We start from the raw sequence: 26,750 nt of genomic DNA on the forward strand, positions 1-26,750 counted from the left end.
GTGCATAATTGTGTGATTTCCAAATAGTAAGAAGCAGGGTTTGGGGCAGGCACGCCCCAACAAGAAGCTGTCCCAAAGGGGCAAGAATTTTCAAGAATTGAAAATTTGTGGCCACGGGACGATTCTTGCTCTCACCTTTTTCGCTGCGTTTCGCAATTTTCACATTTCAATCTGCTCGCAGATTGTTGACAAGCTGCGCTTGACCCGATACTATAAAGGCAAGTCGAATACGCGCCAAGGAGGTGCAACCATGACCGCCGTGATCTACGCCCGCTATTCATCCGACAGCCAGCGTGAAGCGTCCATTGAGGGACAGCTGCGCGACTGCAAGGACTACGCCGAGAAGAACGGCATCACCGTGGTCGGCACCTACATTGACCGTGCCTACTCTGCCAAAACGGATGACCGCCCGGACTTTCAGCGGATGATTAAGGACAGCGCGAAGAAAATCTTCGATGTGGTTCTGGTCTGGAAGCTGGACCGCTTTGCCCGGAACCGATTCGATGCCGTGAACTACAAGTACCAGCTGGAAAAGAACAGTGTCCATCTGGTGTCTGCTATGGAACCCATCTCGCAGGGGCCTGAAGGCATTATGGTGGAGAGTATGCTGATTGGCATGGCGGAATACTATTCCGCCGAACTCGCCCTGAAAGTGGCGCGCGGTGAGCGCGAAAACGCCCTCCAGTGCAAGTACAACGGCGGTGTGGTGCCGCTGGGCTTCACCATTGGTAAGGAGGACAGGCTGTACCATATCGACCCGGAAACAGCTCCCATCGTGCAGGAGATCTTCAGCCGGTATGCCGACGGCGAACCGGCGGAGAAGATCGCAGCCTCCCTGAATGAGCGCGGTCTGCGTACCCGCACCGGGAAGCCGTTCGTAAAGAACAGCTTCTTCCAGATCTTCCGCAACCGCCGCTACATCGGCGAATACCGCTACAAGGACATTGTGACGCCGGGCGGCGTTCCGGCTATTGTTGACCAGGATTTGTTCGACCGGGTGCAGCAGCGTTTCGAGCAGAACAGGATTGCCCACGGTCGGCCTGCAAAAGAGGATGTGAGCTATCTGCTGACCACCAAGCTGTTCTGTGGCAAGTGCGGCACCCTGATGGGCGGTGAAAGCGGCACCAGCCACATGGGAAACACCTACTATTACTACAAGTGCGGCAACGCCAAACGCCACGGCAAGGCGCATTGCGACCTGAAAGCCATCCGCAAGGAGCCGCTGGAACGGTTCGTGGTGGACACCGCCATTAAGGTGATTTTCAGCGATGAAATCATCGAACAGCTAATAGATTTGGTCATGGAAGCCCAGCAGAAGGAGAACACCCGATTGCCTATCCTGAAAGACCAGCTCAGGGACACAGAGAAGCGGCTGGCAAATCTTCTGGAAGCCATTGAACAGGGCATCCTGACCCCGACCACCAAGCAGCGTTTGGACGAGCTGGAAGCCCGGAAAGAAGCCCTGAACACCAGCATTCTGGAAGAAGAGCTGAAAAAGCCCGTCCTGACCCGTGAGTGGATTCGGTTCTGGCTTGAAAAATTCCGCAAGGGTGACGTGGGCAGCACGGAACACCAGCGGCAGATCATTGATACCTTTGTCAACTCGGTCTACGTCTTTGATGACCGGGTCGTACTCAATTTCAACTTCACGGATGATGCCAAAACGGTCACCCGTGAGGAAGTGTTGGGTTCGAGTGCCGTGGACAATGCTCCACCAAATGGAAAGCCGTTTACCTTTTCAGGTAAGCGGCTTTTTTGCTGCAAAGCAGGCGGAAATGAAAGTGCTAAATTGAGTCAAGCAGGAGAGCTTTGCTTGCGTATGGGAAAACCCGTTATAAAAACAGGATCCCCAGCAGAAGTGCACCCTGCGCAGCAGTGTTGATAAGCTGTGCGGTCCAGTTGGCTTTGAGCGAGTTGTCGAACCGGTTCTTTCGGTACCAGCTCATGCAGCCCATGCCGCACAACCACAGCAGAAAAAAGATCACACTGGGGAAATGGGTCAGCCGCGCAAGCACGCTGCTCCAGCGGATGGTACGGAGATGCAGCACAAGGGAAAGCAGGATCAGCACAAAACCGCTGATTTGACAGGGGATAAAGTAACGGTTGAGCCAGGGAACGTTCTGCTTGCGCAGGCTGAGCAGCAGCTTCCACAGAACTTTTCCGCAGGAAGCCAGAACGATCACAGCTGCACCGAGGCAAAACAGGATGCTTGCAAAACGGCCTGCGATTAGTACCATGCTGCAGGAAAAGAACAGAACCGGGAGCGCATCCACAAGAGCCAGTGACAGGGTGAAATCTTCGGGAATGAAATTGCGGTTTTTCATGCGATCAGCCATTTGTACTTCTCCACGCTGTACAGAGGAATGAAGGGCAGCAGGATGGGAACGGTCTTTACATACTGCTGATACTCCGGGTCTTTGCCGTAGTTCTTGTTCTGGCGGATCTCCAGACGGCGTGCGCCGCTGAACATGACGAACACGATGCCGACATAGCCGATCAGAGCCATGATCCACTGACCGATCCCCTGCAGAGCGCCAATGCCGGACACCAGCACGCCGGTCCAGAACACCATTTCACCCAGGTAGTTGGGGCAGCGCACAAGGCGATAAAGGCCGGTATCCACAAAGCGGTGGGAATTTTTCTTTTTAGCAGCATTTTTCTGCAGGTCAGCAGCAGATTCCAACACCATGCCGCACAGCATGATGACTGCACCGATGTAGCTTGCCGTACCGGCGCCGGTACCATTTGCAAGGCGGTAGAACACCGGCGTCACCTGCGTGACATACAGGCAGGCGCAGCTGAGCCAGATGGCGCACTTGGCACCAAAGGAAACGGTCTTGCCTTCCTTGATCTCACCGGTCATGTTCTTTTTATAAGAGGAACTCTTGATCTCACGGTAGGCCAGGTATCCACCCAGGCGGCAGCCGTAAAGGATGAACAGTACGCAGCACAGCCGGATCGCTCCACTTGCCGCCGTGCTTCTTCTGACAGGCGAAACTCCAGATCTTCGATGACTTTTGGCATAAGGTCTCCTTTTTGTGAACGTGTTCATAAAAAGAACAACGCTTTTTCGGGGGATTGTCAATGTGCTTTGCGGGCAGACATAAAAAGCCCCTGAGTCTTTCGGCTCAGAGGCTGCGGAGCAGGATTGTTATGTCTGGATGAAATTTGATTACATAAGGCAGATGAACAAGGTATGGGCCGGATGATTAGATTTGGGTAAGAGCATCATCGACAGTCACCGCCGCTGCAACACCATTGGTGGACCCGGATGCCGTATCAGGCAATGCAGGAATTGCAGGGACCGGGAGCGTGCCCATGGCAGGAGTATCATGGGTCTGCTGCGGCACAAGCACTTCTGGATAAGTAGGTGTCGTCACGGCCGCGCTCGTATTGCTGTGTGCGGCACTGACATTGCTGTGACTGCTATGGTTACTATGGGTGCTGCTGCTATGGCTGCTATGGCCGCTGCCGCTCTGATGGCTTTGATGACTCTGGTGGCTCACATGACTTCCATGACCGGAACCATGGCTGCTGGAGCGGTGTGAACTATGGGAACTGTGCGACCGGTGCCCGGCCTCTGCATCCAAAGCGAAAAGAACACTCATGATAACGGCCAAAGAGCCTACCATCAGCAGTTTGTTCCGGGTGATATTGCCTTCTTCTTCATACAAATAATTCTGAATAGATTTTTTGATCTCAGGAAACTGTGCCATGATCTTTCTCCTTTATGCTTTCACAATGCTGACGCAGGCACCATTTTGCCAAGTCGTTTTGTACTTCACGCCGTTAACGGTATAGGTCAGTTCGCCGTTCGGAACACCATTTTCAAAATGACCGGTTAAGATTTGCCCCGTTGCAAAAACATAAGAGCCGTCGCACATTTTGTCAGACTTAAAGGTTCCGGTATAGGTATCGCCATTCTGAAAGACATATTTGCCGTTTACTTTCTGACCATTGCTCACAGAGCCCGCATAGGAATCTCCATTCGGATAGCCGATAGCTGCATTTCCGGAAAATTCACCGGCCTTCGTCAGATCACCGGAATAGGTGACATCTACTGTTTTCTTTGCATCAAGATGGTCCGGGTAAGTAAACGTCAAATTCGCCTGATTCTTTTCGTCCGCAAGCGTCACAGTACCACGAAAGTTGCTGCCTTTGACCGAATAAGCAGCGTTTTGGAACGCATTACCCGCAAAAGAACCGGTCCAGGTCGTTCCATTTGGCGCGGTGACCACACCATCGCCGTTGATTTGGTCGTTTGCCCATGCACCCGCATAGCTGGTTCCGTCTGCCCACACAAACGTACCATTGCCAGAACGCTTTCCATCCTGAAGATTTCCCTCATAGGTGCCGACATCGGGAAAATCCAGATGGGCCATGCCTTCAGCCAACCCGTTCTGAAGGTCAACGGATGCAACGCTTACTTCCGAGAATGCTGCTGCCGAACTGGCTGATGCCGTTGAAACCTCCGGTGTTTTGCCAAAGCTGCCGATCAGCCCAACCGCCAGAAAACCGATCAGTACCTTTTTGGCAGTGCCGGATTTTTTCTTTTGTCTTTGCGTACTCTTTTTCATGATACGACCTCCTCAATGTTTTATCGAACCCAGCGGTCCAATATGTTGTCGATTTCAGGATTCTTTTGATTCAGCAGCCCAAACACGGCATCCAACATTCCTTTATAAGTCTGACATTTGTAATGGTTCGGTATCTTAGAGAACACGTCACCATCCAATGCGTAGTTCAGCACCGGGCAGGTCCCACAGTAGGGCTGGTATACGCAGTCACTGCAGGTGGGAGCTGCTTCCAATGTAGATGCAACACAGCAGGCCTTACAGACATTGCTGTTCATCAAAGAATCATAGGTGTCCTCAACCGTTCCCAGTTGAAATGCACGATCTCCCATTTCGGCAAGCATCCGACCCTCATCACAGGTGTAAACGTTGCCATCATAGTAATAGGCCATCTGTCCAACGGCTGCACCGCAGGGCGAACGCAGTTCCATGTAGTTCTTTCCCTGTCCAAGCAGGATTTTAGACAAGAAGGTCGCGGCGTGCCCTTCCGACAGGAAATAGCCCTGCCGGTTGATCTCCACAACATAGGCCAGCGCTTTTTGATAGAATGCAATAAACTCGTCCGCAGTATAGCCAACCTGATTCCAGTCTGCATTTGCAAAGCCCAACGGCGTCAACGGGCGAAGGAAGATGCTGTGCAGCCCAAGCGCACGGTATTCGTCCACCAACTCTTTCCAGTGGTTCAGGCTGTACCGTGTTGTGGTTTCGATCGCGCCAACACATACGTCCGCTTCTTGCAGCCGCTTCAATCCACGAATCGTACCCTCATAGGTTCCGCCACCCTGACAGAGCGGGCGATTCGTATTGTGCAAACGCATCGGGCCATCAATGGATGTTGAAACGCTGACATGATGCTCCTGAAAAAAGCGCACCATTTCTTCTGTGAGCAGATTCAGGTTGCTGACCAGGGAAAACTCCACTTTCTTTCTCGTTTCTGCGGCTTTTTTCTCGGCTTCGGATACGATGACTTGAAGCGTATCAAAATTCAAAAGTGGCTCACCGCCCTGAAACTCAATGGACAGGAACGGTTCTGGGGATTGAAACGCCAGATTCACAGCCTTCTTTGCGGTTTCTGCGCTCATCAGCCCTTTCTTATGGGAAGCAGTGGACTGTGCCTGGCAGTAAATACATCTTGCGTTGCACGCATTTGTCAGAACAAAAATATGCAAGCTGGTGGCATCCATCAAATAGCCTTTTGCTTCTCGGAAGGCACGGCTGTGACGCTCCAGATAAACATCCGCATCGTCCTCATAGAGAAAGCCCTTTTCCAAAAGCTCGGCATAAGATGGGTCTGTGCTGTCAAGTCTGTGCAGCAGCATCGCTTGAAAGGTTGGAAGTGATACAAACGCCCATCGCCCCAGATCATTCGTCAGCAGGATCTGCTGATCGTTCCATTTTTTGAAATTAAAATAGGTATACTTCATTTTTTACTCCGCAATCGGTCGGGCAACGAAACACCCGGTCGAGATCGTGCTGTTGAACACACCGTAACAGATGCTTTTGACCTTGCAGGATTCACACACGGGTGTGTAGCGAATCTTGTAATCTGAAATACTGTCACGGCATAACGTCCAATATTTATGCTTCACTGCACAGAGCGGGAAATTGTAAAGGCCGATGTCGATGCCGGCTGAAACCAGCTTCTCGATTCCATCTTCACACGCCGCAGCCGCCTGCAGATAGTCGATCCACACCTGCTCACGGTTCTTAATTGCATTGCCGCACATCTCCAGTGCGATAAAATTCACGACGGTGATACGCGGCAGGGTCAGAAGCAACTCCACAATATTGGAAATGTCCCTGTTGTTCAACTTGGAAACCACGATGCGGATTTCGATCCGCATTGTGCCTTGGGCCAGTGTTCTCAATCCCTGGATCGTCTGTGCAAAAGAGCCTTGCGCTTGCGTTATCGCATCGTGCCGTTCAGCATTCGAGCCATGGATCGGGATCGCAATCTGATCCTGGGCAATCAAAATCCGGTTGAACGCCTGCGCATAAGGGGCAACGGAAAAAGTCCGCCCGTTGGTCAGGATCAGAATTTCAGCACTGGGGCATTGTTCTTTTGCATATTGGACCACTTCCAAAAGCCCTTGTTTCAGCAGGGTGGGTTCACCGCCGGTGATCGTAATATGCGGGATGTCGGTGCCGAAATATCGGAGCTGCATTTTGAGTTCATCCACAGGTGTTAGCTGTGCATGGCGGCGAGAGCTTTCGCTCACAGGGCACATCACACAGTTCGTGTTACAGGCCAGGCCCGTTACGATGGCTGCATCCCCCGCATCGGCCTGATAGAACCGATAGCAGATGCCGGTGTTCTCGAAAGAAATTGCATCGGCATCCTGCAATTCTTTCCAGCGCAGCCACTCTGCATCCGAAATGGAATAGCGTTTCTCGAAGGGGTATAATGTGACTGTCTGGCTTTCCTGCTCCACATAAGCAACATTCAGCCCGATTTGCAAGTCACTCTCAATTTCTTTCCGAGCAAGGCGGACCCGTGCAAGCAAGTACACTGCGGCCGGCTGTGAGCGGTAAGCCGAAAGGTAAAATGTCATGGTTCAGATTCCCCACGATCCCAAAGTTGTTACAATATGATAGGCCGCAAATAAGATAACGCCCACCGCAATGAAGGAAGCAAACGGTATTTTGCGAACAGAAACCACCGTGGCTTTGCCGTATTTGGAGTCTTTCCAGCGCCGGACGGCTGCAGCTTCCTCCTCGGTCAGACGGCTTCGCATATCTTCATAGCTGATTTGCGGCAGTCCTTTTACCTTGGAGGGCGCAAAGCAGACGACCGTGGACCTGCTTAAGATCATTCCGGCCTTGACGTCTTCGGTCGGGACCGATTCATAAACGTACTTTCCTGCGATCCATGTTGTCCACATCACAAGGAGCACCAGCAGGTAGGTCTGTACCATCCGAAGAACTCCAGCAGCGGCAATGGTGTTTCTTGTAAGAAGCAGCACTGCGGCATCAAGCACCGCGCAGCTGCCGACCAGAACTTTGGAATGATAGACCGGCTTTTCTCGAAGAATTGTAATCAGGAAGTAGCTGATCAGCGAAAGCAGGAGAACGTTGTTCTCGACGAAAGAAGGGAGTGCAATGGAAAGAACACTGTTCCATGCATATAAAACAACAAACGCATGAAGATAGGATTTGATTGCAGCCCATGCGCCTGCTTTGGTCACGGTCGGGAGTTTGACCGTGTGGCGGTGGAAGTCCAGATAGACGGCTTCCCCGATCAGATAGAGATACCCGATGCTGAACACCAGAAGGAACAGATACGCCGCCGGAACGATCGTGTCTGTGTTTGCCCAGAACAGCCGCCCCGGCAAAAGCGAGATCAGGACGATCATCAACTTGCTGTCCCCGGCTGACCAGATGTGGACAAAATAGAAGCCGATCGAAAGCAACGCCGAAATCAGCAGATTCAAAGCGGTGATGCCAAGACAGTCCTGACAGTACACAGCATAGTAGATGACGTTCAAGACGAGTCCCGCCGTAAACGCAATGATAAGGTGTTTGTTTTTGATCTGCCCATGCCGCAGATCCGTCCAGACGCTCAAGCCGCACAGTATAAATGCACAGCATAGGAGGAATATCTCACATAAAATCATAGTGCTACGCTCGCAAGGTCGATCAGATAATTGAAAAATTCATGCGCGGTGAGTGCTGTATCGTATTGGCAGTTCTGAAAGGTCAGCACCCAGTTTTCCGCAGCGCGCTCCACATGAATCTTTGCCAGCCCGCAGTACGCCTGGATTGCAGACCGAAGAACATCCTCCGAAAAAATTTCAGAACTGACCAAAAGTGTATTCTTATTTTTCATCGAACCAGTCCTTTGCAATCGCATCCAGCTCATCCAGCGCGTCCTCTGTCATGGGGCTTTCAGCCACATCGGAGGATGCACCTTCATCTACCATCGTAGAGGACAGCGCACGAGCCACGAGCAGCTCCCGCAGAACCGTGGTTTCTTTGGAAACGGTCTGGTGGATCATCTGTGCCAGTAGCTCGTTCTTGAACGCATTTCCCAGTTTTTCTTTCTCAAACGGTGTGCCGTCTTTTGCGGTAAAGTCTACAAAGAAACAACCACCTTCCACGCCAAGGTAAACGTATGCCTTGTCTGTAAAATGGTATGCCGCTTTCAAGAGTGCCTCTTTGGAGTAGAGTGTTTTATCGTATCGGATCCTCATAATACCCTCACCAAACTTATAATATTACATCCTAATTCTAACGCTTTGCGGATGCCGTTTCACTTACCATTTTGTGTCAGAATGGATAGAACTCCGACACATTGGTGACGGTATGAAGGTCCGAAAAAAAGGGGACGAAACTTCTGTATCGACTCGTTTCTCCCGATGGTTAAAGGTTTTTGCATTCTGTTTTGCGGGAAAAGACAACACAAAAGGCAGGGTATCACCGTGGCGGTGACAACCTGCCTTTTTGTATGATTGGGCGCGATGCGGCGCATTTTACGGTGGCGGCTGGGGGACAGGGAACGTTAAGTCTCTGCGTCCGCTTCCGTCAGCACAAAGGTCAGCTCGGCGGTGGCGACGCATTTGCCGTCCACATAAGCCGACGCTTTGCCGATGCCCACCGGGCCGCGCTGTTCCACCAGCTCGCAGTGGAGGGTGAGTACATCGCCGGGGATGACCTGTTTGCGGAAGCGGGCGTTTTTGATGCCGCCGAAAAGGGCCAGCCTGCCTTTGTTTTCGGGCAGGCTCAGCGCCGCGACGGCCCCGGTCTGGGCCAGTGCTTCCAGAATGAGCACTCCGGGCATGACCGGCTGGCCGGGGAAGTGGCCGTTAAAAAATTCCTCGTTGCGGGAGACACACTTGCGGCCAATGGCCCACTGCCCCGGTTCGTAATCCAGAATGCGGTCCACGAGGGCAAAGGGGTAGCGGTGTGGCAAAATCTCCGCGATCTGCACACTGCTCAGGGTGTTGGCGTTTTCACGCACGGTACGGGGCTCTGCCATGGGTCAGCCCTCCCATCTGCGCAGGGCGATGCAGGCGTTGTGGCCGCCAAAGCCCAGGCTGTTGCTCAGCGCATAGGTCATGGCCTGTGCGCGGCCGGTGTTCGGGACATAATCGAGGTCACACTCCGGGTCCGGCTGCTGGTAGTGGATGGTGGGCGGCGCAAACTGGTCCCGCAGGGCCAGAGCCGTAAACACTGCCTCGATGCCGCCCGCACCGCCCAGCAGATGGCCGGTCATGCTCTTGGTGCTGACGACCGTCAGCTGCTTTGCGTGTTCCCCGAACACGGCATGGATGGCGGCGGTCTCACAGGCATCGTTCATGTGAGTGCCGGTGCCGTGGGCGTTGATGTGATCTACCTGCTCCGGCGTGATGCCGGCATCGGCCAGCGTCAGCTTCATGCAGTCAATAGCTCCCGCGCCGCCGGGAGCCGGTGCGGTGAAGTGGTAGGCGTCGCAGTTGGCACCGTAGCCCACCACCTCGGCGTAGATGTGTGCACCGCGGGCGCGGGCATGCTCCAGTTCTTCCAGTACCAGCACGCCGCTGCCCTCGCCCATGACGAAACCGCCGCGCCGCGCGTCAAAGGGCAGGCTGGCGGCGTCCGGGTCGGCGGCGGTGGAAAGCGCCTTCATGCTGGTGAAGCCGCCGATGCCCAAGGGGCTGATGCAGCTTTCCGCGCCGCCGCAGACCATGGCCGTCTCGTAGCCGTCGCGGATGCGGTGGAAGGCGTCGCCCACGGCATTGGTGCCGCCCGCGCAGGCCGTGACCGGGCAGGTGCACATGCCCTTCAGGCCAAAGCGGATGGCCACCTGTGCCGCCGCCATGTTGGCAATGGACATGGGCACAAAGTAGGGGCTGACCTTCTCCATGCCCTTTTCTTCGCCCCGGGTGTGCTGCTCCTCAATGGTGGGCAGGCCGCCGATGCCGCTGGACAGGATGACGCCGATGCTTTTTGCTTCCGCTTCGGTGTCCAGGCCGCTGTCTGCAAGGGCCTCGGCGGCAGCGCCCAGTGCCAGCAGGGTGAAGCGTGCCATCTTGCGGACTTCCTTTTTGTCCACCACGGTCTCGGGGTCAAAATCCTTTACCTCACCGGCCAGCTTGCACTTGAAGTCGGTGGTGTCGAACTGGGTAATGGGCCCGATGCCGCATTGGCCGGCCTTGGCGGCGGCCCAGCTTTCGGAAACGTTATTGCCCAGCGGGTTCACGGTGCCGAGGCCGGTGATGACGACTCTGCGTTTTTCCATGCGAAATTCTCCTTTTACATTGCCATGCCGCCGTCTGCACAGAGCACCTGCCCGGTGAGATAGCTGCTTTGTTCTGCGGCAAAGAACGCCACCGCGTTTGCCACATCTTCCGGCCTGCCTGCGCGGCCTGCCGGGATGCCCTTTGCCATTTCGGCACGGACAGCTTCCGGCAGGGCGGCGGTCATATCGGTCTCGATAAAGCCCGGGGCCACCGCGTTCACGGTCACGTTCCGGCTGGCCAGCTCCCGGGCAAGGCTCTTGGTCAGGCCGATCAGCCCTGCCTTGCTGGCGGCATAATTTGCCTGACCCGCGTTGCCCCGCAGGGCCACCACACTGCTCAGATTGATGATGCGGCCCCACCGCTGACGCACCATGCGGCGGGCGGCTTCCTTGCAGCAGAGGAACGCGCCCTTCAGGTTCGCGTTCAGCACGGCGTCAAAGTCCGCTTCGGTCATGCGCAGGATGAGATTATCCCGGGTGATGCCCGCGTTGTTTACCAAAATATCCACCTGGCCAAAGGTGTTTACCGCCTGCTCAAACAGCGCTTTGCAGCCCTCGGCAGTGGAGACATCGGCCTGCACGGCCACGGCATTTGCGCCCGCAGCGCTGCACAGGGCAACCGTTTCAGCGGCAGCGGCTTCGCCGTGGCAGTAGTTCACCACAACATTGCAGCCCTGCCTGGCAAGCTGTACGCACACCGCCCGTCCAATGCCGCGGCTGCCGCCGGTGACGACGGCAGTGCGGATGATCTTTTCTTCACTCATTGTTCTTCCTTCCATGCGGTCAGCACGATCTCCAGTTCTGCCGGAGTTTCCACGGCGGCGCAGGCCACGCCGGGCAGGGTCTTTTTCACAAAACCGCTCAGGGCGCTGCCGGGGCCGACTTCCAGAATGTGGTCCACGCCCAGATCACCCAGACGACGCAGGGTGTCTTCCATATACACACTGCTCTGCACCTGCTTCACCAGCAGGGCCGGGATGGTGTCCGCGTCGGCCTTTTCGCGGCCCAGACAGTTGAACAGCACCGGGATCTGCATCTCACTGAACCGATCGGTCTTGAACCGTTCGGCGAGGGCATCTCCGGCGGGGGCCATCAGCCGGGTGTGGAAGGGGCCGCTCACTTTCAGCGGAAGGCAGCGGCGGGCGCCGGCTTCCTTTGCCAGCGCGGCAGCCTGCTCCACAGCGGCTTTCTCGCCGCCGATGACCAGCTGCCCCGGGCAGTTGTAGTTGCAGATCTGCACACAGCCCGTCTCTGCTGCCTGTTCGCAACAAGCGGACAGCTTTTCTCTGTCCAGCCCCAGTACGGCGGTCATGCCGCAGTCAAGGCCTTTTGCAGCCTCAGCCATGGCCTTGCCCCGGAAGGCAGTCAGCTCAATGGCCTGCTTGGCGGTGAACACCCCGGCTGCCTGCAGCGCGGAGTATTCGCCCAGCGAAAGCCCTGCCAGATATGCGGGCTTTACGCCCTTTTCGGCCAGCACGGCGGTCACGCCGCAGGCAAAAGCCACCATGCAGGGCTGAGTGTATTCGGTCTGGTTCAGAACGCCGTCCGGGTCTTCGAAGCAGACGCGGTGCAGGTCAAAATCCAGCGCCGCGCTATCGAATGCTGCCCGGAAGGCGGGAGATTCTTCGTAAAATTCTTTGCCCATGCCGGGGTGCTGGGCACCCTGACCGGCGTATAAAACGGCAAGTTTCATTGGTTTTGCCTCCATTCGGTCACAAGTTCGTCCATCAGTTCGCGGACGGTGTACATCCGGCTGAGCCTGCCCACATTGGCCCCGCAGAAGAAAAGCCCTTCCTCCACATTGCCCTTCACGGCTTCGATGAGCGCGTGGGTGATGCAATAGGGCACTCTGGCGGGGTCACAGGTCTTCAGGCAGCGGGCGCAGTGCTTTGGCGGGAAGCGCGTTCCCTCGGCCAGTGCCTGCACCAGCGGGGTGTTCAGCGCCCGGCCCGGCATCCCCACCGGGCTATGGATGATGCGCACATCCTCGGGCTTTGCGTGCAGCAGAACGTCCTTGTAGGTTTGGGATGCATCGCACTCGTAAGTGGGGATAAAGCGGGTGGCAAGCTGGACACCCGCCGCGCCCATCTTTGTAAAGTGGGCCATGTCGGCTCCGGTGTACACGCCGCCCGCCACGAACACGGGGATGGGGTGGCCGAACTGCACTTCAAAGGGCTGCACTTCGGCCAGAACCTCGGGCAGAATTTCGTCGAGGGTCTGGCATTTGTCTGCCAGTAGGTCGGCTTCGGCAAAGCCGAGATGTCCACCCGCTTTGCAGCCCTCAATGACCACAAAATCGGCGGTGCGGCCAAACTCCTTGGCCCAGCGGCGCAGGATGAGCTTTGCGGCCCGCCCGCTGGAAACGATGGGCGCAATGGCCACTTCCGGCGTGTTTACAAGGCCGGGCAGTTCCAGCGGCAGGCCCGCGCCGGACACCACCGCATCCACGCCCGCTTCTACGGCGGTGCGGATGGCGGCGGCGTAGTCCTGCGTGGCGACCATGGCGTTGATGGCTACCATGCCTGCGCCTTTGGCGATCGCTTTTGCTTTTTGGATCTCCGCAGCCAGCGCGCGGTGGTTGGCGCTGACCGGGTCGCGGGCAAAATCCGGCTCCCGGTAGCCTGCATCGGCGGTGGAGATGCACCCCATGCCGCCGCAGGCCGCCACGGCCCCGGCCAGCCCGCCGAGGGAAACGCCCACGCCCATGCCGCCCTGCAGGATGGGCACCTGCAGCTGCTTTTGGCCGAGGGTCAGCATTCGGCGTTCAGCGCGGCGATGCGCTGCCTCCCGCTTTCGTACAGGTCGGCAAGGATGTCGGCTACCGGGCGTACCTCGTGCAGCATGCCCGCCACCTGACCGGCCATCAGGCTGCCGGTGGCGGTATCGCCCTCAAACACGGCCCGGCGCAGACTGCCGAGGGTGAATTTTTCCAGCTCCATCTTGTCGGCACCGGCCTTTTCCTGCCGGACATACTCACGGCTCATGCGGTTTTTCAGCACGCGGACGGGCGAGCCGCCGATGCGGCCGGTGACGATGGTGTCACTGTCCTTGGCCTTGAGCAGGGCGGCTTTGTAGTTTTCGTGGATGGGGCATTCTTCGCTCACCAGCAGGCAGGTGCCCACCTGTACGCCGCAGGCACCCAGGGCCAGCGCGGCCGCCATCTGACGGCCATCCGCAATGCCGCCCGCCGCGATGACGGGCACGCTGACCGCATCCACTACCTGCGGCACCAGCGCCATGGTGGTCATTTCGCCCACATGGCCGCCGCTCTCGGTGCCCTCGGCAATGACGGCGTCGATGCCCAGCGGTTCCAGATGCTTTGCCAGCACAGCAGCGGCCACCACCGGGATGACTTTGATGCCTGCAGCCTTCCACATGGGAACATACTTGCCGGGGTTGCCCGCGCCGGTGGTGACGACGGGCACGCCTTCTTCCACGACGATCTTTGCAAATTCATCTGCCTGCGGGTGCATGAGCATGATGTTCACGCCGAAAGGCTTGTTTGTCAATGCTTTGCAGCGGCGGATGTTCTGGCGCAGGGTGTCGGCGTTCATGCCGCCAGCCCCGATGATGCCGAGAGCTCCCGCGTTGGAGCAGGCGGCGGCAAACTCGCCGGTGGCGATGTTCGCCATGCCGCCCTGAATGATGGGGTATCTGGTCCCTAAAATTTCATTTAAAAGTTTCATAAAAGTGACTCTTATTGTTCAACGTCCTCGCCCTCTCAGGCGCTGTCGCGCCAGCTCTCCCAAGGGGAGAGCCAAGAACGTTGCGGTAAGGCTCTTGCCTCTCCCTTTGGGAGAGGTGGCACGGCGTAAGCCGTGACGGAGAGGGCGAGCCTGTTAAAATCTTGCAGGGTCATATTCCACGATCATGCCGCCCCAGGTCAGGCCGCCGCCGAAGCCGATGCAGGCCAGCAGCTGGCCCGGCTGCAGCTGGCCGCTCTCGGCCAGCTCATTGAGGGCGACCGGGATGCTGGCGGCGCTGGTGTTGCCGTGGCGGTCCATGTTCTTGTAGAATTTCGCCGGGTCGGCCTGCAGTGCTTTCACGCAGTGGTCGATGATGCGGCTGTTGGCCTGATGGCAGACCACCCACGATAAATCATCGAGGGTCAGCTGCGTTTCGTCCAGCACGGCGTGCAGACACTTCGGCAGGGCGTCCACTGCAAAGCGGAATACCGCCCGGCCGTCCATGGTGATGGGCGCGGAGCCTGCGCGGCTGGGCCCGCCCGCGTGGATGGCGGCATCGCCGCGGGCACCCAGCATCACGGCAAAGGGCGTCGGGTCTGCCGCCAGTTCAAAGATGGCGGCCCCGGCCCCGTCGCCGAACAGCACACAGGTGGAGCGGTCGGCCGGGTCCATCAGGCGGGAAAGGGCCTCGCACCCGATGACGAGGGCGTACTGCCCGCCCAGAGTGGCAAGCAGGCCCCGGGCCACGGCGGTGCCGTACAAAAAGCCGGAACAGGCTGCGTTGATGTCCAGCGCAGGGCAGGTCTCGGGCAGGCCCAGTGCCGCCTGTACCTGACAGGCCACGCTGGGGGTCGCGTCCGGGGCCGAGAGGGTGGCACAGATGCAGCAGGCGATGTCCGCCGGGGCAAGGCCGCTGCGTGCCAGTGCCTGCTTTGCGGCGGCAATGGCCAGTGTGGCGGCGGATTCGCCTTCGGTGCACCAGTGCCGGGTGCGGATGCCAGTGCGGCTGATGATCCAGTCATCGCTGGTGTCCACCATGCGGCTCAGATCGTCGTTCGTGACCGTCCGGCCCGGCAGGGCCCCGCCGGTGGCAAGTAACTGGAAACCGTTCATGTGTTCCTCGTTTCTCCGATCTGGCGGTATTTTTTGTAGCGCTGGTCAGCCAACTGCTTCCCGCTCATGCGGCACAGCTCTTTCAGGTGGGCGCGCAGTGCGGCGTCCATGCGCTCAAACAGGGCCGCGTGGCCGCGCTGGGCACCACCCAGCGGCTCCGGGATCACTTCTTCCACAATGCCATCGTTGTACAAGTCCTGTGCCGTCAGCTTCATCAGCTCGCAGGCCTCGCCGCTGCGGGAGGAGTCCTTCCACAGAATGCTGGCAAAGCCCTCGGGACTCAGCACCGAGTAGACGGCATTTTCCAGCATGAGGATATGGTTCGCCACGCCCAGCGCCAGCGCACCGCCGGAGGAACCTTCGCCGGTGACGACGGCAATGACCGGTACGGTCAGGCCGCTCATCTCCATCAGATTGCGGGCAATGGCTTCGCCCTGGCCGCGCTCCTCGGCGTCCTTGCCGGGGTACGCGCCCGGCGTGTCGATGAAGGTGATGATGGGCCGGCCAAACTTTTCGGCCTGCTGCATCAGGCGCAGGGCCTTGCGGTAGCCTTCCGGCCCGGGCATGCCGAAGTTGCAGGCGAGATTTTCTTCCAGTGTGGAGCCCTTGCGGTGGCCGATGACGGTCACCGGCATCCCGTGGAACCGGGCCACACCGCCCAGGATGGCGGCATCCTCTTTGCACTGGCGGTCGCCGCGCTGCTCAAAAAAGTCGGTGAACAGGGCAGAAACCATCTCGTCGATGTGAGGGCGCTCCGGGTGCCGAGCCAGAAAGACCCGGTCCTCGGCGGTCAGCGGGCCGCAGGAGCGCAGAATTTCGTCTTCCTCGACAGCCAGCTCTGCCAGTTCGGACGCATGGGCCGTGATGGCGTCCATATCATTGCCGCTGCCTTTCAGCGCGGCGATCTGGGCGTCCAGCGGGGCCAGCTGCTCTAAAATTTCCTTAATCATGGGCGTTTCCCTCCGGCGTGAAGCTGCAAGACCTGAATGAGCGTATCCCGCAGCTGGCTGCGGGGCACCACCTGATCCACAAAGCCGTGCTCCATCTGGAACTCGCTGCGCTGGAACCCGGCGGGCAGTTTTTCACCGATGGTCTGCTCGATGACGCGGGGTCCGGCAAAACCGATCAGCGCCCCGGGCTCGGCCAGCATGATGTCGCCAAGGCTGGCAAAGCTGGCGGTGACGCCGCCGGTGGTGGGGTGGGTGAGCACGCTGACGTACAGCCCACCTTTGGCGGAAAAACGCTGGATGGCAGCGGACGTTTTTGCCATTTGCATCAGGCTGAAAATGCCCTCCTGCATCCGGGCACCGCCGCTGGCCGAAAAGATGACCAGAGGCAGGCGCTTGGCGGCGGCGTACTCCACGGCGCGGGTGATCTTGTCGCCCACGGCAGTGCTCATGCTGCCCATGAAAAAGCGGCTGTCCAGCACGGCGGCCACGCAGGCCACCCCGCCGATGCGGCCGACGGCCGTGACAGCGGCTTCGTGCAGGCCGGTCTTGCTTTGGGCGGCGGCAAGCTTTTCGTCGTAGCCGGGGAAGTGCAGCACATCCTGCGGGGCAAGGTCGGCGTCAAGCTCGCGGAAGCTGCCGTGGTCCAGCACCAGACTGAGCCGGTAGTAGCCGCCAATGGGCATGTGGTAGCCGCAGTTGGGGCAGACGAAAAGGCTTTTGGCCCAGAGGGTGCGGGCGGCGCGGCGGCCGCACTGTTTGCACTCTACGAACTGGGGCTCGTGCCAGACGGCCCCGGCATCCCGCCGGGCCTTCAGCTGGAAGGTGCGCTCCCGCATCCGGCCGGGGAACAGGTCTCGGATATCGTTCATGGCCGTTCGCCTCAGACGTGTGCGGTGATGTAGTTGTAGATGTCACCCACGGTCTTGAGCTTTGCCAGCTCCTCGTCCGGGATGGACACGCCGCAGGCATCTTCCAGCGCCATGTTCAGCTCCACGGCATCCAGGCTGTCGGCTTCCAGATCCTCGGTCAGGCTGGCTTCCATGGTCACTTTGTCCTCGTCGCAGTTCAGGGTATCGACAACGATCTTTTTCATTTCTTCAAACGTCATGGTAATGTTCTCCTTTGAATCTTGTTATTATCTAAAAAGTTTGAGGTTTCTTTCGAACACGACCATTATACCCGAACCGTTGGATAAGTCAAGAAAAATAGTTAAAATATTTTATCTTTTACAATTCTGACACACTTTGCATTGCGGCTGACGGCAAAACAAAGCGCCGCCGGTGCACGAGAAATCTCGCACGCCGACGGCGCGGTTCAGGTGTTATTGGTTTTTGCTGGGGGGGGGGGGGGGGGTCACTGCTTGGGGAAGGCGGTGTTCCAGGTCTGGATCACCTTGACGCGGGTCACCCAACCGTTGGGGCGGAAGGTGGTCTCGCCGGGAGCGGTCAGGATGCCCTGCTCCACGCACCACTGGGCGGCCTTGGCCATTTCGGGCTCGGACACGTCGGTGAAGGCGGGCTGGTTCTCGGGTTCCGGTGCGCCCTTTGCGCCCCAGATGAGCCAGGCCAGCTGGCCGCGGTTCACGGGGATGTCGGCCCCGGCGGGCAGCAGATCGCGCAGGATAATGTCGGTGGCAATCTCATAGCCCACGAAGGCCGCTGCGCCGCCGATGGCGGTGCCCACGATCACAGCACCCACGGCGCCGGAGGAAGCGTCGGTGTCGGGCACGTCGGGAATGACTGCCGCCGCCGGGACGATGCGGATGTAAGCTTCGGTGTGGGATGCGGGGCCGTAGGTTTTGCCCTCGTCGTCTGTGCGAACGACCTCAGCGGCTTCGGCAGCGGACCGGTTCGCACCGGCGCGCACCTCATAGGCCCCGGCGGGGGACGGGGTATAGGTGAGCTGGCCGCTCAGAGCACGGCCGCTCTCGTTCTTTACCTTTATAATAGCGTCCCCGCGCGGCCCGCCGACGCGGTTCGACACGAATCGACCTGTGCACAATTTTGGATAATTCTGCCCTTTCTTTTGTGAAATTGTTTCATTCTGACAAAGGCCCAAACTTCTTGACAGGGCCCCCGAATCATGCTAAACTGAATCCACTTTGAAAAAAGCACAAATGCGTTGACGGGGAAAAAACGATTTTCTTCTGCGTGCAGAGAGCCGCCGGTTGGTGCAAGGCGGGTGCAGAGGGCTTCGGTTACTGGCCCCTGAGCGGCAGGGCTGAACGGGAAGTAGGCTCTGACGGACGCCCACCGTTACAAGGGCAGCGATTCGCTGCAAAAAGCCGATCGTGCAAAGTGGCTGTATCCACAAAAGGTGCAGCAAAGAGAGTGGTACCACGGGTGCCCTGTAGTTTGAACTTTACAGGCTCTCGTCTCTCAAGGTTTTCGCCTTGAAAGACGGGAGCCTTTTCGTATGTATGCCATGTGCTGAGTGATGTATTTCCCCGCGCAGCGGGGAAATACACACATTCCCGTTTGCATGGCGAAACAAAAAGTGCATTTGCTTAGGAGGACACGCAAGATGATGGACGCAACCAAGTACGCTCCGGGTTACTACCCGGTTCCCGCCGGTTATGACAGCTGGGTCAAGAAAGACCACATTGAAAAAGCACCGGCATGGTGCAGTGTGGACCTGCGCGACGGCAACCAGGCCCTGATCGTGCCCATGAGCTTGGAGGAAAAGCTGGAGTTCTTCCAGATGCTGGTGAAAATCGGCTTTAAGGAGATCGAAGTCGGCTTCCCCGCCGCCAGCGAGACCGAGTACGAGTTCCTGCGCACCCTGATCGAGAAGGACATGATCCCCGCCGATGTCACCGTGCAGGTGCTGACCCAGTGCCGCGACCACATCATTCGCAAGACTTTTGAGGCCGTCAAGGGCGCACCCCGCGCGGTCATCCACTTCTATAACTCCACCTCCGTGGCCCAGCGCGAGCAGGTGTTCCACAAGAGCAAAGAGGAGATCAAGAAGATCGCCACCGACGGTGCAAAGCTGGTCAAGCAGCTCAGCGAGGAGTACGAGGGCAACTTCCTGTTCGAGTACAGCCCCGAAAGCTTCACCGGCACCGAAGTGGATTATGCCGTGGATGTGTGCAACGCCGTGCTGGACATCATGCAGCCCACCCCGGAGCGCCCCATGATCATCAACCTGCCCGTCACCGTGGAAATGAGCATGCCGCATGTCTACGCAAACCAGATCGAGTACTGCGACAAGCACCTCAAGTACCGTGACAGCGTGATCATCTCCACCCACCCCCACAACGACCGCGGCACCGGCGTGGCCTGCGCCGAGCTGGCTGTTCTGGCCGGTGCCCAGCGCGTGGAGTGCTGCCTGTTCGGCAATGGCGAGCGCACCGGCAACGTGGACGCCGTCACCCTCGCCATGAACATGTACAGCCACGGCGTGGACCCGAAGCTGGACTTCTCCGATATGCCGGAAATTTGTGCCACCTACGAGCGCGTGACCCGGATGCACATCTACGAGCGCAGCCCCTATGCAGGCCAGCTGGTGTTCGCTGCCTTCTCCGGCAGCCATCAGGACGCCATTGCAAAGGGCATGGCCTACCGCAAGGAGCACGGCGAACACCGCTGGACCTGCCCCTACATCCCGGTGGACCCCCACGACATCGGCCGTACCTACGACGCCGACGTCATCCGCATCAACAGCCAGAGCGGCAAGGGCGGCATCGGCTTTGTGCTGGAGCAGAACTACGGCTACAACCTGCCGCCCAAGATGCGCGAGGCCCTGGGCTACAAGGTCAAGAACGTATCCGACCACAACCACAAGGAGCTGAGCGCAGGCGAAGTGCTGCACATCTTCGAGGATACCTTCCTCAACCGCTGCAAGCCGCTCAACGTCATCGAAGCACACTTTGCACAGGTGGGCGGCATCACCGCCACCGTCACGCTGGAGCTGAACGGTCAGCGCAAGGTGGTCACCTCGGTGGGCAATGGCCGTCTGGACGCTGTGGCAAATGCCATCCAGAGCGCTACCGGCATGGACTTCCACCTGGAGACCTACTCCGAGCACAGCCTGGACGAAGGCTCTACCTCCCGCGCCGCCTCCTACGTCGGCCTTGTCTGGGGCGATAACACCGTCACCTGGGGTGCCGGTACCGACACCGATATCATCGTGGCCGGTATCAAGGCTCTGGTGAGCGCGATCAATAATAAATAATTAAAAGGGCAGTGTCCGCGCCCTCTCAGTCACCTGCGGTGACAGCTCTCCCAAAGGGAGAGCCAAGAGCATGACGGGAGCGCTTCTTGCCTCTCCCTTTGGGAGAGGTGGCAATGCGCAAGCATTGACGGAGAGGGCGAGCTGCTCAGCAATAGAGAGTATCAAAAGGAGAGTACCACCATGGGAATGACCCTGACGCAGAAGATCCTTGCCGCACATGCCGGGCTTGCCGAGGTCAAGGCAGGCCAGCTCATCAACGCAAAGCTGGACATCGTGCTGGGCAACGATATCACCACCCCCGTCGCCATCAACGAGTTTGAAAAGGCCGGTTTTGACGGCGTGTTCGACAAAGAGCACATTGCCATCGTGCTGGACCACTTTGTGCCCAACAAGGACATCAAGAGTGCCACCCAGTCCAAGCAGTGCCGCGAGTTTGCCAACAAATACGACATCCTCAACTTCTACGATGTGGGCCAGATGGGCATTGAGCACGCTCTGCTGCCGGAAAAAGGCATCGTGACCGCAGGCGACTGCGTCATTGGTGCGGACAGCCACACCTGCACCTACGGTGCACTGGGCGCTTTCTCCACCGGCGTTGGCTCCACCGACATGGCCGCTGGCATGGCCACCGGCATGGCATGGTTCAAGGTGCCCTCGGCTATCAAGTTCGTGCTCACTGGCAAGCTGGGCCCCCGGGTGTCCGGCAAAGACCTGATCCTGCACATCATCGGCATGATCGGCGTGGACGGTGCGCTGTACAAATCCATGGAGTTCACCGGCCCGGGCGTTGCGTCCCTGACCATGGACGACCGCCTGTGCATCTGCAATATGGCCATCGAGGCCGGTGCCAAGAACGGCATCTTCCCAGTGGACGAGGTGACCAAGGCGTATCTGAACGGCCGCAGCCAGCGCACCCCCGTGTACTACGAAGCCGACCCGGATGCCGAGTACGAAAAGACCATCGAGATCGACCTCTCCAAGCTGGAACCCACCGTCAGCTACCCGCACCTGCCGGAGAACACCCACCTTGCCAGCGAGGGCAAGGACATCAAGATCGACCAGGTGGTCATCGGCAGCTGCACCAACGGACGGCTGGAGGACATGGAAGCCGCCTACAACGTGCTGAAGGGCAAGCACATCGCCAAGGGCATGCGCGGCATCATCATCCCCGCCACCATGGCCGTGTACAAGGAGTGCATCCTGCGCGGCTGGACCACCGCCTTCATCGACGCGGGCTGCATCGTGTCCACCCCCACCTGCGGCCCGTGCCTGGGCGGCTACATGGGCATTCTGGCCGAGGGCGAGCGCTGCGTTTCCACCACCAACCGCAACTTTGTGGGCCGCATGGGCCATGTCAAGAGCGAAGTGTATCTGGCTTCCCCCGCCACCGCCGCCGCCAGCGCACTGACCGGCTACATCACCGACCCCCGCACGGTCTGATCGGAAAGGAGCACAACAATGAACGCAAAAGGTTCTGTTTTCAAATATCCGGATAACGTGGATACCGATGTCATCATCCCGGCCCGCCACCTGAACACCCAGGACGCCAAGGAGCTGGCCAGCCACTGCATGGAGGACATCGACAAGGACTTCGTCAAGAATGTGAAGGACGGAGACATCATGGTGGGCGGCTGGAACTTCGGCTGCGGCTCCTCCCGTGAGCACGCCCCTCTGTGCATCAAGACCGCCGGTATTTCCGTCGTCATCGCCAAGAGCTTTGCCCGCATCTTCTACCGCAACAGCATCAACATCGGTCTGCCTATCATGGAGTGCCCGGAGGCTGTGGATGCCATCAGCGCAGGCGACACCGTCAGCGTGGATTTTGACACCGGCATCATCACCGACGAGACCAACGGCAAGGTGTTCCACGCCGAACCATTCCCGCCGTTCATTCAGGAGATCATTTCGGCAGGCGGTTTGATGAAGTCCATCAAGAATAAGCAGTAACGCAGGTTTTGTCGCGGCTGCGCCGCGACAAAACTGCCTTATCCAAAATAGAAGGAGCTTTCCATGGAAAAAAACATTGCTGTCATCTGGGGCGACTGCTCCAGCCCGGAGATCGTCAAGCAGACCATCCGCGTGCTTGACAAGGTGGCTGAAAAGTACGGCCACACCTTCCACTACACCGACGCTGCCATGGGCGGCGAAGCCATTGACAAATACGGCGACCCGCTGCCCCAGCACGAGCTGGACAAGTGCCTGGCTGCCGACAGCGTGCTGCTGGGTGCCGTGGGCGGTCCCAAGTGGGAGGGCCTGCCCGGTGAGCAGCGCCCGGAGAAGGGCCTGCTGCGCCTGCGTGCGGGCATGGGCCTGTACTCCAACAACCGCCCGGCCAAGATCTGGCCGCAGCTGGCCCCGGCCAGCCCCCTGAAGCCCGAGATCGTGGCCCAGGGCATTGATTTCATCATTGTTCGTGAGCTCATTGGCGGCGTGTACTTCGGCAATCACGAGACCCACACCCTCGAGAATGGTGAGAAGCAGGCCATCGACTCCATGCCCTACTCCGAGCACGAGATCGAGCGCATTGGCCGCATCGGCTTTGAGACCGCGCAGAAGCGCCGCAAGAAGCTCTGCTGCGTGGACAAAGCAAACGTGCTGGATACCAGCCGCCTGTGGCGCAGCGTGATGCACCGCCTGCAGGCCGAGTACCCGGACGTGGAGTACAGCGAGATGTTCGTGGACAACTGCGCCATGCAGATCGTGAAGAACCCCGCTCAGTTTGACGTCATCGTTACCGAGAACATGTTCGGCGACATCCTCTCCGACGAGGCTTCCATGATCACCGGCTCCATCGGCATGATCCCGTCCTCCTCTCTGGGTGACGGCACCCGCGGCCTGTACGAGCCCATCCACGGCTCCGCCCCCGACATTGCGGGCAAGGATATCGTCAACCCCACCGCCTGCATCCTGTCCGCTGCCATGATGCTGCGCTACTCCTTCGGCATGGCCGAGGAAGCCGACGCCATTGAGAACGCCGTGAACAAGGTGCTGGACAAGGGCCTGCGCACTGCCGACAACATGAGCGAAGGCTGCACCTGCCTGGGCTGCACCGCCATGGGCGACGCCATCCTGGCCGAAATTTAAACGATAAAACAGCGAACGCCCCCGGCTTCGAGGAACAGAAGCTGGGGGCGTTTTTTCGGTTTCAGGCGGCAGGGGAACGGGGGCGTTACTCTGCGTCGTCCCTGTTCAGGATTTCCATGAATTCTTCGCCGGTGATGGTCTCTTTCTGGTACAGGTACTGGGCCAGCTCGTCCAGCTTGGCGCGGTTATCGGTGAGGATCTTCACGGCCTTTTCGTGCTGGGCCTTCACCAGCTCCACCACCTTCTGGTCGATCTCGCGCTGGGTCTGGGCAGAGCAGGCCAGCGAGGTGTCGCCGCCCAGGTACTGGTTCGTGACCGTTTCCAGCGCCACCATGTCAAAGTCGCTGCTCATGCCGTAGCGGGTGATCATGGCGCGGGCCAGCTTGGTGGCCTGCTCGATATCGTTGGAAGCGCCGGTGGTGATGGAACCGAACACCACTTCCTCAGCGGCTCTGCCGCCGGTCAGGGTGGCGATCTTGTTTTCCAGCTCGGTCTTGTCCATCAGGTAGTGGTTGCCCTCGTCCACCTGCATGGTGTAGCCCAGCGCACCCGAGGTGCGGGGGATGATGGTGATCTTCTGCACCGGGGCGGAGTTGGTCTGCTTGGCTGCCACCAGCGCGTGGCCGATCTCGTGGTAGGCCACGATGCACTTTTCCTTATCCGTGAGGATGGAGTTCTTCTTCTGGTAGCCTGCAATGACCACCTCGATGCTCTCCTCCAGGTCCGCCTGGGTCACGCTCTTGCGGCCCGCCCGCACGGCCCGCAGGGCGGCTTCGTTGACGATGTTGGCCAGCTCTGCGCCAGAGGCACCGGAGGCCATGCGCGCCACCGTGTTGAAGTCCACCCCCGGGGCGATCTTGACCTTTTTGGTGTGTACCTTCAAGATCTCCTCGCGGCCCTTCAGGTCCGGCAGCTCCACGGGCACCCGGCGGTCAAAGCGGCCGGGGCGGGTGAGGGCCGGGTCCAGCGAATCCGGACGGTTGGTGGCTGCCAGAATGATGACGCCGGTGTTGCCCTCGAAGCCGTCCATCTCGGTGAGCAGCTGGTTCAGGGTCTGCTCGCGCTCATCGTTGCCGCCGAGATTGCCGCTGTTGCGCTTCTGGCCGATGGCGTCGATCTCGTCAATGAACACGATGCAGGGGGCTTTTTCCTTGGCCTGCTTGAACAGGTCGCGCACCTTGGACGCGCCCATGCCCACGAACATCTCCACGAACTCCGAACCGGAGATGGAGAAGAAGGGCACGTTGGATTCGCCTGCCACGGCCTTGGCCAGCATGGTCTTGCCGGTGCCCGGAGGGCCCACCAGCAGGATGCCCTTGGGCATGGAAGCACCGATCTCCTCATACTGCTTGGGGTCGTGGAGGTAGTTCACGATCTCCTGCAGGTTCTCTTTCGCTTCGTCCTCACCGGCCACATCCGTAAAACGGATGCCGTGGGTGGACTGCACATACACTTTGGCGTTGGATTTGCCCGCGCCGCCGAACATCATGGCACCGGGGCCGCCGCCGGCTTTCTCCATCAGCTTTTTGTTCATCTGGTTGCCGATGAAGCTGAACAGCAGGATGGGCAGCACGAACCACACCAGGAAGCTGACCAACGGCGAACCCTGCTCCACGATCTCGCTGGAGAAGGTGGCACCGGCGGCATACAGCCGCTCGGTGAGGTTCGGGTCGTTCATCAGGCCGGTCTTGTAGACCTGGGTCTCGTCCTTATCGGTGAAGATGATCTGGTTGGATTCGATATCCACCCGGCCGATGTTCTTTTCTTCGGTCATGCTCATAAAGGTGCCGTAGTCCACCTCTTTGACCTGACGCTCGGTGAGCCATGGCACCAGCACAAAGTTCAGCACCAGCAGCACCACAAGCACAAAGGCGTAGTAGATCGCCAGCGGCTTGCGGGAAGGCTTGACTTCTTTCATGGGGGTCCTCCTCTTTTATAATAATGTATCCGTCCGGGCAGCCGGGGCGTTTTGTCCGACCCTCGTCCGGGAAAGGCTGCTGAGTGTAGTATAGCACAGCCGCCCGGACCCGAACAGCGATTCGAGGATGACTTTGCAAAAACTTATCAATTCCTTAACAAAGGACGAAAAAAATAAAATTTTCCGGGCGGGTGCAATAATCCCTGCTGCCCATCCGTTTACAAGACAGAACGGCGGAACACTAGCACCGCCGCCAAACCCTGATCCGGAACATCAAGCTGAAATTTGCGCGGCCCGCAAGGCCGCCATCATTGGAGGTTTTTCTTATGAAGTGCAACAACAAGATCGTCCGTACCCTCACCGGCACCGTCGTGGTGCTGGGAGCCGCCGCCATGCTCAGTGTGGGTGCCTTTGCCGCCGAGACTGCCGACCTTGCCGACCCCGTGGCGGCAGGCTATCTGCCCCCGCAGGAGCAGATGGTGCAGGGGGACATCGCCCTGCACAGCGCCGATGTGGCGATCGGCGAAAAGGACCCCACCTACGGCGGCTACGGCGCACCGGAGGGGAACCCCATTCAGGGCAACATCATGCTGATCTCCGGCGATGAGCTGGCCGCCCCGTCCGCAGATGCAGCGGCGAAAAAGAGCGAGGCCCGCTACACCGTTAAGGGCCTGTTCGGCAGGGAAGTGCTGTACACTGCCCGCCAGAAGGACAGCGTGCTGACGCTGGATGTGCCCGCCGGCTGCGCCACCTTCCGCACCACCGTGGCGGACATGCAGACCCTGCTGAACGAGGGTGTGAGCACGCTGGTGGTCCAGACCGAGAAGGGTTCCACCACCCTGAACCTGTCCCTGCTGGTGGAGGGCCAGAAGGGCACCGACCGCGTGGTGCTGCGCCGCATGGGCAGCACCACCACCCTGAGCGTGGGCCTGCGCTGCCGCCGCGATCTGCTGATCGGCCGCTGAGCGCGGGACCGGAACTGCCTCGAAAGGCTGCTGCACCAGGAAGGTGCAGCAGCCTTTTTGCTTTTTC

Annotated in this window: 27 protein-coding genes and 1 other annotated feature; of the genes, 6 read left to right on the forward strand and 21 right to left on the reverse strand. The window is 58.8% G+C overall.

Annotation, left to right across the window (positions count from 1 at the left end; genetic code table 11):
• The first annotated feature begins 250 nt into the window (after positions 1-250).
• Entirely contained in the window at positions 251-1,882 is a 1,632-nt protein-coding gene (locus CGS49_RS02645) for a recombinase family protein (RefSeq protein ID WP_242975337.1), read from the forward strand.
• Here CGS49_RS02645 and CGS49_RS02650 read toward each other — a convergent pair.
• The 20 genes from CGS49_RS02650 to CGS49_RS02745 form a co-directional block, all read right to left on the reverse strand.
• Positions 1,833-2,336, reverse strand: coding sequence for a hypothetical protein (locus tag CGS49_RS02650; RefSeq protein WP_097800392.1), 504 nt, complete (start codon positions 2,334-2,336; stop codon positions 1,833-1,835). The two genes, CGS49_RS02645 and CGS49_RS02650, sit on opposite strands and share 50 nt — an antisense overlap.
• Entirely contained in the window at positions 2,321-3,052 is a 732-nt protein-coding gene (locus CGS49_RS02655) for a DUF1295 domain-containing protein (RefSeq protein WP_097800393.1), read from the reverse strand. The genes CGS49_RS02650 and CGS49_RS02655 overlap by 16 nt, the downstream gene beginning before the upstream one ends.
• Before the next feature lie 157 nt (positions 3,053-3,209).
• Entirely contained in the window at positions 3,210-3,716 is a 507-nt protein-coding gene (gene hxsA3, locus CGS49_RS13865; RefSeq protein WP_143405795.1) for a His-Xaa-Ser repeat protein HxsA3, read from the reverse strand.
• A 12-nt stretch (positions 3,717-3,728) separates the two neighbouring features.
• Positions 3,729-4,577, reverse strand: a complete 849-nt coding sequence (locus CGS49_RS02665) for an MORN repeat-containing protein (RefSeq protein ID WP_097800395.1) — start codon at positions 4,575-4,577, stop codon at positions 3,729-3,731.
• 20 nt (positions 4,578-4,597) lie between these two features.
• Entirely contained in the window at positions 4,598-5,998 is a 1,401-nt protein-coding gene (hxsB, locus tag CGS49_RS02670) for a His-Xaa-Ser system radical SAM maturase HxsB (protein ID WP_097800396.1), read from the reverse strand.
• Between the two features lie 3 nt (positions 5,999-6,001).
• On the reverse strand, positions 6,002-7,126 hold the full coding sequence (hxsC, locus tag CGS49_RS02675; protein WP_097800397.1) for a His-Xaa-Ser system radical SAM maturase HxsC: 1,125 nt from the start codon (positions 7,124-7,126) through the stop codon (positions 6,002-6,004).
• 3 nt (positions 7,127-7,129) lie between these two features.
• Complete coding sequence (locus CGS49_RS02680) at positions 7,130-8,059, reverse strand: hypothetical protein (RefSeq protein ID WP_143405796.1); 930 nt, start codon at positions 8,057-8,059, stop codon at positions 7,130-7,132.
• Between the two features lie 125 nt (positions 8,060-8,184).
• The gene (locus CGS49_RS02685; protein ID WP_097800399.1) at positions 8,185-8,400 is read right to left on the reverse strand and encodes an HxsD-like protein; all 216 of its coding nucleotides are present in this window, start codon (positions 8,398-8,400) and stop codon (positions 8,185-8,187) included.
• Complete coding sequence (gene hxsD, locus CGS49_RS02690) at positions 8,390-8,764, reverse strand: His-Xaa-Ser system protein HxsD (protein ID WP_097800400.1); 375 nt, start codon at positions 8,762-8,764, stop codon at positions 8,390-8,392. The genes CGS49_RS02685 and hxsD overlap by 11 nt, the downstream gene beginning before the upstream one ends.
• 308 nt (positions 8,765-9,072) lie before the next feature.
• Complete coding sequence (gene fabZ, locus CGS49_RS02695; RefSeq protein ID WP_097800401.1) at positions 9,073-9,549, reverse strand: 3-hydroxyacyl-ACP dehydratase FabZ; 477 nt, start codon at positions 9,547-9,549, stop codon at positions 9,073-9,075.
• 3 nt (positions 9,550-9,552) lie between these two features.
• Positions 9,553-10,791, reverse strand: coding sequence for a beta-ketoacyl-ACP synthase II (fabF, locus tag CGS49_RS02700; RefSeq protein ID WP_097800402.1), 1,239 nt, complete (start codon positions 10,789-10,791; stop codon positions 9,553-9,555).
• 14 nt (positions 10,792-10,805) lie between these two features.
• Positions 10,806-11,555, reverse strand: a complete 750-nt coding sequence (gene fabG, locus CGS49_RS02705; protein ID WP_097800403.1) for a 3-oxoacyl-[acyl-carrier-protein] reductase — start codon at positions 11,553-11,555, stop codon at positions 10,806-10,808.
• Positions 11,552-12,484 carry an ACP S-malonyltransferase gene (gene fabD, locus CGS49_RS02710; protein WP_097800404.1) on the reverse strand — a complete coding sequence of 311 codons (933 nt, stop codon included), beginning with the start codon at positions 12,482-12,484 and terminating at the stop codon, positions 11,552-11,554. Before fabD ends, fabG begins: the two co-directional genes overlap by 4 nt.
• Positions 12,481-13,548, reverse strand: coding sequence for an NAD(P)H-dependent flavin oxidoreductase (locus CGS49_RS02715; RefSeq protein ID WP_097800405.1), 1,068 nt, complete (start codon positions 13,546-13,548; stop codon positions 12,481-12,483). The genes fabD and CGS49_RS02715 overlap by 4 nt, the downstream gene beginning before the upstream one ends.
• Positions 13,542-14,477, reverse strand: coding sequence for a DUF561 domain-containing protein (locus tag CGS49_RS02720; protein ID WP_097800406.1), 936 nt, complete (start codon positions 14,475-14,477; stop codon positions 13,542-13,544). Before CGS49_RS02720 ends, CGS49_RS02715 begins: the two co-directional genes overlap by 7 nt.
• 153 nt (positions 14,478-14,630) lie before the next feature.
• Positions 14,631-15,590, reverse strand: a complete 960-nt coding sequence (locus tag CGS49_RS02725; RefSeq protein ID WP_097800407.1) for a beta-ketoacyl-ACP synthase 3 — start codon at positions 15,588-15,590, stop codon at positions 14,631-14,633.
• On the reverse strand, positions 15,587-16,540 hold the full coding sequence (locus CGS49_RS02730) for an acetyl-CoA carboxylase carboxyltransferase subunit alpha (RefSeq protein ID WP_097800408.1): 954 nt from the start codon (positions 16,538-16,540) through the stop codon (positions 15,587-15,589). Before CGS49_RS02730 ends, CGS49_RS02725 begins: the two co-directional genes overlap by 4 nt.
• Positions 16,537-17,409, reverse strand: a complete 873-nt coding sequence (accD, locus tag CGS49_RS02735; RefSeq protein WP_097800409.1) for an acetyl-CoA carboxylase, carboxyltransferase subunit beta — start codon at positions 17,407-17,409, stop codon at positions 16,537-16,539. The genes CGS49_RS02730 and accD overlap by 4 nt, the downstream gene beginning before the upstream one ends.
• Positions 17,410-17,420: 11 nt before the next feature.
• Positions 17,421-17,648, reverse strand: coding sequence for an acyl carrier protein (gene acpP, locus CGS49_RS02740; protein WP_097800410.1), 228 nt, complete (start codon positions 17,646-17,648; stop codon positions 17,421-17,423).
• 245 nt (positions 17,649-17,893) lie between these two features.
• A complete protein-coding gene (locus CGS49_RS02745) occupies positions 17,894-18,523 on the reverse strand; it encodes an S-layer homology domain-containing protein (RefSeq protein ID WP_097800411.1) in 630 nt (209 codons plus the stop codon).
• A gap of 129 nt (positions 18,524-18,652) precedes the next feature.
• Positions 18,653-18,922, forward strand: a binding site (T-box leader).
• Between the two features lie 141 nt (positions 18,923-19,063).
• On the opposite strand from CGS49_RS02745, the gene CGS49_RS02750 reads away from it, so the two are divergent.
• From CGS49_RS02750 to leuB, 4 genes are all read left to right on the forward strand, one after another.
• On the forward strand, positions 19,064-20,716 hold the full coding sequence (locus CGS49_RS02750) for a 2-isopropylmalate synthase (RefSeq protein ID WP_097800412.1): 1,653 nt from the start codon (positions 19,064-19,066) through the stop codon (positions 20,714-20,716).
• A gap of 180 nt (positions 20,717-20,896) precedes the next feature.
• Positions 20,897-22,156, forward strand: coding sequence for a 3-isopropylmalate dehydratase large subunit (gene leuC, locus CGS49_RS02755; protein WP_097800413.1), 1,260 nt, complete (start codon positions 20,897-20,899; stop codon positions 22,154-22,156).
• Positions 22,157-22,174: 18 nt separating this feature from the next.
• Positions 22,175-22,663 carry a 3-isopropylmalate dehydratase small subunit gene (gene leuD / locus CGS49_RS02760; RefSeq protein WP_097800414.1) on the forward strand — a complete coding sequence of 163 codons (489 nt, stop codon included), beginning with the start codon at positions 22,175-22,177 and terminating at the stop codon, positions 22,661-22,663.
• Positions 22,664-22,726: 63 nt separating this feature from the next.
• Positions 22,727-23,800 (forward strand): 3-isopropylmalate dehydrogenase, encoded by a 1,074-nt coding sequence (leuB, locus tag CGS49_RS02765; RefSeq protein WP_097800415.1) that lies wholly within the window; start codon positions 22,727-22,729, stop codon positions 23,798-23,800.
• An 85-nt stretch (positions 23,801-23,885) separates the two neighbouring features.
• Here the strand turns inward: leuB and ftsH are convergent, their stop codons facing one another.
• On the reverse strand, positions 23,886-25,718 hold the full coding sequence (gene ftsH, locus CGS49_RS02770; RefSeq protein WP_097800416.1) for an ATP-dependent zinc metalloprotease FtsH: 1,833 nt from the start codon (positions 25,716-25,718) through the stop codon (positions 23,886-23,888).
• A gap of 326 nt (positions 25,719-26,044) precedes the next feature.
• On the opposite strand from ftsH, the gene CGS49_RS02775 reads away from it, so the two are divergent.
• Positions 26,045-26,683 carry a transcriptional regulator, IclR family protein gene (locus tag CGS49_RS02775; RefSeq protein ID WP_097800417.1) on the forward strand — a complete coding sequence of 213 codons (639 nt, stop codon included), beginning with the start codon at positions 26,045-26,047 and terminating at the stop codon, positions 26,681-26,683.
• Positions 26,684-26,750: the final 67 nt, after the last annotated feature.

This window comes from Faecalibacterium langellae, from assembly GCF_002549775.1.
GTDB classification, from domain to species: Bacteria; Bacillota; Clostridia; order Oscillospirales; family Ruminococcaceae; genus Faecalibacterium; species Faecalibacterium langellae.